Below are 6,509 nucleotides of genomic sequence, written 5' to 3'. Positions count from 1 at the left end.
CATGGCGACCCGCCTGCTTTGAATATCTGCCGTTGGTTGCTTCGCAACCAACGGCCGTTTCCGATCACACAACGTGATTGCGCGCACCATCCGAATTCGCGGTGAACGTCTTCTTCGACGGGCAGTGCCACCGCAGACGGAATGTCGAGTATGTGAACATCATGGGAAGGTTTGGGTCCGTTGACCAGCGATAGCCGCTATTCGCGCGAGTCGCGGCCCCGAGCCCATTTTGCCGATTGCGACGCAAGATTCTGAAGGCAGAATACTGGCAGGAAGGACCAGCATGGTCTTGAGAACAAGTTTGCGACCCCAGCAAGAATTAGGGCTGGCGGCCTGGTAATTCGGCGGCCAGCATGTCTATGAAATGCCTCACCCGGGGTTCCAGAAACCGCTTATGCGGGTACAGGGCAACAATAGGAACCTCACCACACTCGACGCTCGGCAAGACCTGCACCAGCGCGCCAACCTCCAGGTCGTCCCTCACCAGGACGCCCGGCAATAAGGCGATGCCCATTCCGGACCGGGCCGCCTCGCGAAGCCCCTCAGCGCTGTCCAGCCGCAAACGTACATGTCCCGGAGCGTTGGTCCAGAAGCCTGTCCCATCCTGCAGGGTCCAGACCTGGCGCTGTCCGACACTTGAGAATTGCAGAAGGTCGTGTGTGCTCAGTTGATCGATGTTTTTGGGCGCGCCCCGATCTTCCAGATAGTCAGGTGAGGCGCACATCACTGGCCTGTCGGTCATCAGGGTGCGCGAGATGAGAGACTTGTCGGGCAAGGTGACGCCGACCCGCACTGCAAGGTCGAATCCATCTTTGATGATACGGCTTACGGTATCAGAGAAACTGATCTCAAAACGAACATCAGGCCACTCCTTTTGGAAGCGGCGAACAACGGGCATCAAGAGCCGCCGTCCAAGCGCGTCAGGCGCTGCGATCCGAAGAGTTCCGCTCGGAATACCATCAGTGCCCGCCATGCTTATATCCGCGTTGGCAATGGCCGCCTGGATGGCCTGCCCTTGCTGGTATAGCCTTTGGCCTTCCTCAGTCAGGTTGATCGCGCGGGTTGTGCGGTTCAGGAGACGGACACCATATCTGTCCTCCAGCCGCGTGACCGCTTTGCCTGCCGTCGATCGGGATAGGCCGAACGCTCTCCCGGCTGAGGCAAAGTTTCCTGTGTCCACAACGGACAGGAACACCAGAATATCATTTATTTTTGAATCAGCCATCTCACCTCTTATGACGATTTTGGTTCGCCTCAGTCATGATCTCTGTTCGCCTGTATTTCAGCTTATCTAGAACGTCATCAAGCACAATATCGGAAACTGATATGTCCAACGCACTCATCCGGATGAACCCGGCGACACTGCCCGACGCCAGTAAGGTCGGCTATTCGCAGATATCCATCGCCAACCCAGGTCATCTGGCCTTTGTCTCCGGTCAAGTTGCATGGGATGCGGCGGGGTCTGCAGTTCCGGCAACGCTTGAAGCGCAAACTAAACAGGTCGTCGCTAACCTCAGCTCGGCCTTATTGGCCATCGATGCCGGTCCCCGCGATATCGTCCAGATGCGAATTTACATGACGGAGATGAATGACGAGACAATTGGAATTGCAATGTCCCAGATCACGAGTTTCCTCAATGGAGAAAAGCCAAGCCTGACCGGAATTGGTGTCGCCGCGCTGGCCGGGCCCGATCTGCAGATTGAGGTCGAAATGGTTGTGCGGATCCCGGCCTGAACCGGGCAGAGACGCGCGGTGTTTTGGAGGAAAATGGTCCTTGGGACTTCAAGCAGTTAGATCCGCTTTGTTCGCAGTGCCACAAAGCACTATGAGGGGATCGGATGTTCAATAACTCCTATCCCGTCATTCGCGCAGGGCGCAGAGAACGACAGTGGAGAGCTCCTTCACCTAATGCTGCGCTGCCAAAGTATGTCAGCAACGGTCCTTCGGTAGAGCGCTATCGCTCACGTCATCCTCGCAGGCAGTGTATTGTAATCCGCTCTGACAAATTCAGTTCCCTCATCAAGAGGCGCGGGAAAGCACAACTTTTTAGGCGTAGGTCCCAATCCAGACCGAGCATAACAGGGGTTGTGCTGTAGCCGATGGGATGCCATGTGTTCCCTATATGTTCCTTTTATTGGGCGAGGCGTACAATGTCGCTAAATTATGTGATGATCGGTTCCAACGATGTAACTAAGGCAAGGGCCTATTTTGATGCCGTCTTACCACTGGTTGGTGGAACGGTGGTCATGGAATTCATGCCCCATGGTTTTTGCTATGGCCTGCGTGGCGGCGGGCGGATTTGGGTAACGCCACCGTTTAATAAGGAAGCAGCAACGCCGGGCAATGGTAATATGGTCGGTTTGCTATGCGAAAATGAGGCCGAAGTGCAAGCGGCCCATGCAGCGGCACTTTCTGCGGGTGGTACCAATGAGGGGGAGCCGGGGCCGCGTCCGCAATATGGGCCGGATTTTTACGGCGCCTATGTCCGTGATCCTGATGGCAACAAGATGAGCTTCGTCTATTTTGGCGATACGGACTGATCGTGGCTAATGGTGTTCGGCACTCTCACATCCTCACCGCATTGCGCGAGTGTGCGTGCGCCGTTTTGTCTTTATCCTGATAAAGAGCAGTGATGATAGCGTTGCTGCGTACTGGGGCTATAGCTGTGTGGAGCGTAGCACTACTGCTTAAGCGGCATAATAGCAGCCATTGGTGCGGACGCAACGAAAGCTCACTCCGTGCGCGCCTTGGGTATTCAAAGATCTAATGAAATTGCCGTCGCAGCGAAGGTCGGGTTCTGCGGGTCGCGCTTCACGTAGGGATTAAGATCGGCAGCTGGCATTAACTTAACTTCGTGGCCGAGTTTCCTCAGCTCTCGGCCCCAGCGATGGGCCGATCCGCAGGCCTCCATGCCAACCAAACAGCGTGGCAGTGTCTCAAAGAACGCCAGCAGTTTGGTACGTTTGATCGTCTTGTTGATGATTTTGTGTCCGGTCACTGAGACACAGTGAACCTGAAAATGTCCTTGGCCAAATTCAGGCCGACAGTCCTTACTGTCATTGGATGGCTCCTCTCCTGGCAGTCGATGACAACTGCATTTTGGCACGTTCGATGCCGGTGGAGCAGGAGCTATCCACCTCATCCGGAATAGGCCGTCATTGGCCTCAGAAAGGATCTATCGGGCTTATTTTCGGTGGTCTGACAGGTCCAGCTCGTCCCAGATCCAGCTGAAATCATAATCTGCAACAGGAGAGCCGGTCTGACGAGCGCTGCGATTTTCGATTGTCTTCAGCCAGTCAATCACTTTTTTCTTGCCTGCGGCACTGCGACTGGCCTGGCGCGGAGTTTTGTCACCCAAGGCCGGTATCGGCTGGTCGAGCGTATCACGGTAGTGTTGGTCGAGATACTCCTGGGCGAGCTGCCGGGCCAGGGCAGGGGGGATGTCCTCTTCTTCTGCCACTCCGCTTTGCAGGCTGTCATCCGCCATCATCTGTTCGACGGTCTGGATCACCGTCAGTGGCGGCTTCACCAGATCACCGAGGAGTTCACGGACAAGTGCTTCGCCGCGTTCGGCCCGCGCAGCAGAGTCCACAGACAGCGTCAGAGCCTTGCCTTTGAGGGTTAGTGACCCGAGAACAGAGTTGCCCGACATCGCGTTGCCCAATACCAGGCCGGTGCCACGCCGGGTGCCGCCCGGTTTATCCACGGCAAGCCAGGTCCAATCCTTCGGGCCAGTGGCAACCAGATCAGCGGCCTGAGACAGCTTCTGCGAAACCTGTTTTTGCGTGACCCCACTGGCAAGCGAGAAGCACAGCTCATGAAAGACGAGGTCGTCACCATCGCTGTTGCTAATTTGAGGTGGCTCCGGATCCAGCAGGTTTGGCAAATGTGCGAAGAGCCAGGCATTGGCAAAGAGGGGGGCGGAGCGCCGCAACTGATCCTGTGTCAGCCTCAGCTCATCATTTGCCTTCAAGTTCAGGACGGCCCGAAGCCCGTCTTCGAACATCGCGACTGCATCCGGATCGAATGGGAGAAGTGCGCCCGAGATTACGTTGTGATCGCTCTGCGTGACCACCCGAACGGCAATGCGATCCCATTGTTGCAGCATCTGCGTCGCGCTGTGCTCCCGAACTTTGATTGGCTCAACGTCTGTAAGCAGGTCCCTCAACACCATGGTTTTGCCCGGTACGATTGCGCTGACCTCGTACAGGCTGATTGGGGCATCGCGCAATCCAGCGATGTAGGTTCGGGTTTGTGTATTCTCCTTCGATCCTTGTCGCTTCAGATACGCATCGGCGGCGTTTTCATTGTTTGGTCCAAATGTTCGGCCCAGCAGATCCTCCAGCCCGCCGCCCCACAGAACCATTGGCCAGTCTTCGCCCAGCAGATCGCCCAGGTCTTCGAAGTCGAGATCGAACGCTTCGAGGGCTGGCAGAAAGTGCTCTTCCAGAACGTCCGCAAGACGCTGGTGCCAGGTCTCGTCGCTGGTAACAAACTTAATGAGCCCCTCAAGATCATGCGCCATCGACATGCACCTTTCTTCTTCGTTTGTCGGACGGGGTCGACCTAGCGCAATATGCAACTGTCAGCCAGATTTTAGGCATTCTTCGGCGAAGATTATCTCGGTGGTTACGTGGTGGATTAACTATTGCCTGGGTGCCCGCGCAAAAAGCTCTGCAAAGAGTGATTCTGATCGGCGCAGACCCTCCTCTGTCAGCACCACTGACTTTGCCTTACCTTTAGGGTCCAGGATCAGACCCTTGTGGTGCAATCGGTCGAGCGCGTCCCAGTCAAAACCCTTCCAGGCGCGCCGCTCATCATGCAGCGTCAGCCACAGCAACGCCAGAACCGCATCGTCCACCTTTTCCTCATCTATCGTCATGACCATAGCGGACGCCATCAGGGCAGGGTCCGTCAACCCGGTTTAGGTTAGGCCAGAGTGCTGTCCATTGGCGCTCAACCTGACCCCTTACGGCTCAGCCTGCCTGAACGCGTTAAAGAGATAAAGATCCACTGCTGTGAACGCGGGACCGGACAAGTATCGGTTTCAGATACTCACGCGCATTGCTGCTAAACTCAATCGCATAGCATCAGGGAAATACCATCAGTCCAACCAATTACGGCGAACTGCTTTCACTCTATACGCCGCGGCGTTCCAGAGACTCATCATGGTCCGGTTGGCCGCTTTGCGCAGCGAAGAGCATTCGCTGGGTAGGAAGTACACCAGATCACCCACACACAACAAAGCTCGCTGACCAAATCAACTCAGACATCGAAAAGGGCTGAGGTTGCCATTGTCAGGCCTCATTTCCATGGTGATCCCGTACCGTAAACGCATGTTTGAAAAGGAGTATTTCATGCGCAGGTTTTTTACTGCCGTTGCCCTTCTGTCCGTTGTTTCTGCCTGCGCGCAGTCGCCGGATAAGGTTGGCGCTACGTATGTCAGCCCATCAGTCTTCGATGGGCGTTCGTGCCAGCAGTTGCACGCCGAGCGCAACCAGATTGCAAGTAACGTAAATAAATTGACGGCCGATCAGAAGAAATCGGCTACGAATGACGCCGTTATCACCGGCGTGACCGGTTAAAATTCCCAAATAGCAACTTGGAAAGGGGCATAAGAAACTGTGCACCCTTTTCGAATGGAGCATTGCGACCATCAATTTAGAAAAGAATGCTGGTAGGGCGGTCAGTGTTTCTGCGGGTTGGTCGGTGGTTGCAGCGCCAAAACGAAACGGGGCCGCCCGAAGGCGACCCCGATCCTTAGCACTATGGCTTCCCTCTCGGCAGCTTGGCCTTACAGCCAAGCGCCTGTCGGGATCGTCGGAATTCGCCGGAGCGAAATCGACGTGCTTACATCATGCCGCCCATGCCACCCATGCCGCCCATGTCGGGCATGCCGCCACCTGCAGCCGCGCCTTCTTTGGCGGGCTTGTCGGCAACCATCGCTTCGGTGGTGACCAGCAGGCCAGCAACCGATGCCGCATCTTCCAGAGCCGTACGAACAACTTTGGCCGGGTCGATCACACCAAACGAGAACATGTCGCCATATTCTTCGGTCTGAGCGTTAAAGCCGAATGCAGCATCCGAAGATTCGCGTACTTTGCCGGCAACAACCGCGCCGTCGACGCCTGCGTTTTCAGCAATCTGACGCAGTGGCGCTTCGATTGCCTTACGAACGATGTTGATACCTGCGTCCTGATCAGCGTTTGCGCCTTTCAGAGTCTCCAGCGCTTTACCGGCCTGAACCAGAGCAACACCGCCGCCAACGACCACGCCTTCCTGAACAGCAGCACGGGTTGCGTTCAGAGCATCGTCGACACGGTCTTTGCGCTCTTTCACTTCAACTTCGGTCATGCCGCCGACGCGGATAACGGCAACACCGCCGGCCAGTTTGGCAACGCGTTCTTGCAGCTTCTCACGGTCGTAATCCGACGAGGTTTCTTCGATCTGAGTGCGGATCTGAGCAACACGTGCTTCGATCTCGGCTTTCTCGCCAGCACCGTCGACGA

At 56.0% G+C, this 6,509-nt stretch carries 8 protein-coding genes; 3 read left to right on the top strand and 5 right to left on the bottom strand.

The genetic code is table 11. From position 1 onward, the window contains the following. Positions 1 to 319: 319 nt before the first annotated feature. Positions 320 to 1,225 carry a LysR family transcriptional regulator gene (locus tag GOX66_RS25075; RefSeq protein ID WP_170766581.1) on the bottom strand — a complete coding sequence of 302 codons (906 nt, stop codon included), beginning with the start codon at positions 1,223 to 1,225 and terminating at the stop codon, positions 320 to 322. A 101-nt stretch (positions 1,226 to 1,326) separates the two neighbouring features. Between GOX66_RS25075 and GOX66_RS25070 the strand changes: the two genes are divergently transcribed. Both GOX66_RS25070 and GOX66_RS25065 read left to right on the top strand, forming a co-directional pair. Continuing rightward, the gene (locus GOX66_RS25070; RefSeq protein ID WP_170766579.1) at positions 1,327 to 1,734 is read left to right on the top strand and encodes a RidA family protein; all 408 of its coding nucleotides are present in this window, start codon (positions 1,327 to 1,329) and stop codon (positions 1,732 to 1,734) included. Between the two features lie 416 nt (positions 1,735 to 2,150). Beyond that, positions 2,151 to 2,540: a VOC family protein gene (locus GOX66_RS25065; protein ID WP_170766577.1), complete on the top strand. Its 390-nt coding sequence runs from the start codon at positions 2,151 to 2,153 to the stop codon at positions 2,538 to 2,540. A 215-nt stretch (positions 2,541 to 2,755) separates the two neighbouring features. On the opposite strand, the gene GOX66_RS25060 is transcribed toward GOX66_RS25065, so the two are convergent. The 3 genes from GOX66_RS25060 to GOX66_RS25050 form a co-directional block, all read right to left on the bottom strand. Continuing rightward, complete coding sequence (locus tag GOX66_RS25060) at positions 2,756 to 2,998, bottom strand: hypothetical protein (protein WP_237212783.1); 243 nt, start codon at positions 2,996 to 2,998, stop codon at positions 2,756 to 2,758. Between the two features lie 186 nt (positions 2,999 to 3,184). Further along, on the bottom strand, positions 3,185 to 4,525 hold the full coding sequence (locus GOX66_RS25055; RefSeq protein WP_237212782.1) for a DUF7986 domain-containing protein: 1,341 nt from the start codon (positions 4,523 to 4,525) through the stop codon (positions 3,185 to 3,187). Positions 4,526 to 4,645: 120 nt separating this feature from the next. Beyond that, positions 4,646 to 4,900, bottom strand: coding sequence for a DUF6429 family protein (locus tag GOX66_RS25050; protein ID WP_237212781.1), 255 nt, complete (start codon positions 4,898 to 4,900; stop codon positions 4,646 to 4,648). A 457-nt stretch (positions 4,901 to 5,357) separates the two neighbouring features. On the opposite strand from GOX66_RS25050, the gene GOX66_RS25045 reads away from it, so the two are divergent. After that, entirely contained in the window at positions 5,358 to 5,585 is a 228-nt protein-coding gene (locus GOX66_RS25045; RefSeq protein ID WP_170766573.1) for a hypothetical protein, read from the top strand. A 265-nt stretch (positions 5,586 to 5,850) separates the two neighbouring features. On the opposite strand, the gene GOX66_RS25040 is transcribed toward GOX66_RS25045, so the two are convergent. Beyond that, a partial coding sequence (locus GOX66_RS25040; RefSeq protein WP_272871553.1) for a TCP-1/cpn60 chaperonin family protein occupies positions 5,851 to 6,509 on the bottom strand: 659 nt, incomplete at its 5' end.

The organism is Ruegeria lacuscaerulensis, from assembly GCF_013031245.1.
GTDB lineage: Bacteria > Pseudomonadota > Alphaproteobacteria > Rhodobacterales > Rhodobacteraceae > Ruegeria > Ruegeria lacuscaerulensis_C.
Note: the sequence above shows the minus strand (reverse complement) of the source record. Positions and strands in the feature narration are given on the sequence as shown.

Excerpts from the sequence above, each read along its gene's own strand:
- GOX66_RS25075 (WP_170766581.1), bottom strand. The coding sequence starts at position 1,225 with ATGGCTGATTCAAAAATAAATGATATTCTGGTGTTCCTGTCCGTTGTG.
- GOX66_RS25070 (WP_170766579.1), top strand. The coding sequence starts at position 1,327 with ATGTCCAACGCACTCATCCGGATGAACCCGGCGACACTGCCCGACGCC.
- GOX66_RS25065 (WP_170766577.1), top strand. The coding sequence starts at position 2,151 with ATGTCGCTAAATTATGTGATGATCGGTTCCAACGATGTAACTAAGGCA.
- GOX66_RS25055 (WP_237212782.1), bottom strand. The coding sequence starts at position 4,525 with ATGGCGCATGATCTTGAGGGGCTCATTAAGTTTGTTACCAGCGACGAG.
- GOX66_RS25050 (WP_237212781.1), bottom strand. The coding sequence starts at position 4,900 with ATGGCGTCCGCTATGGTCATGACGATAGATGAGGAAAAGGTGGACGAT.
- GOX66_RS25045 (WP_170766573.1), top strand. The coding sequence starts at position 5,358 with ATGCGCAGGTTTTTTACTGCCGTTGCCCTTCTGTCCGTTGTTTCTGCC.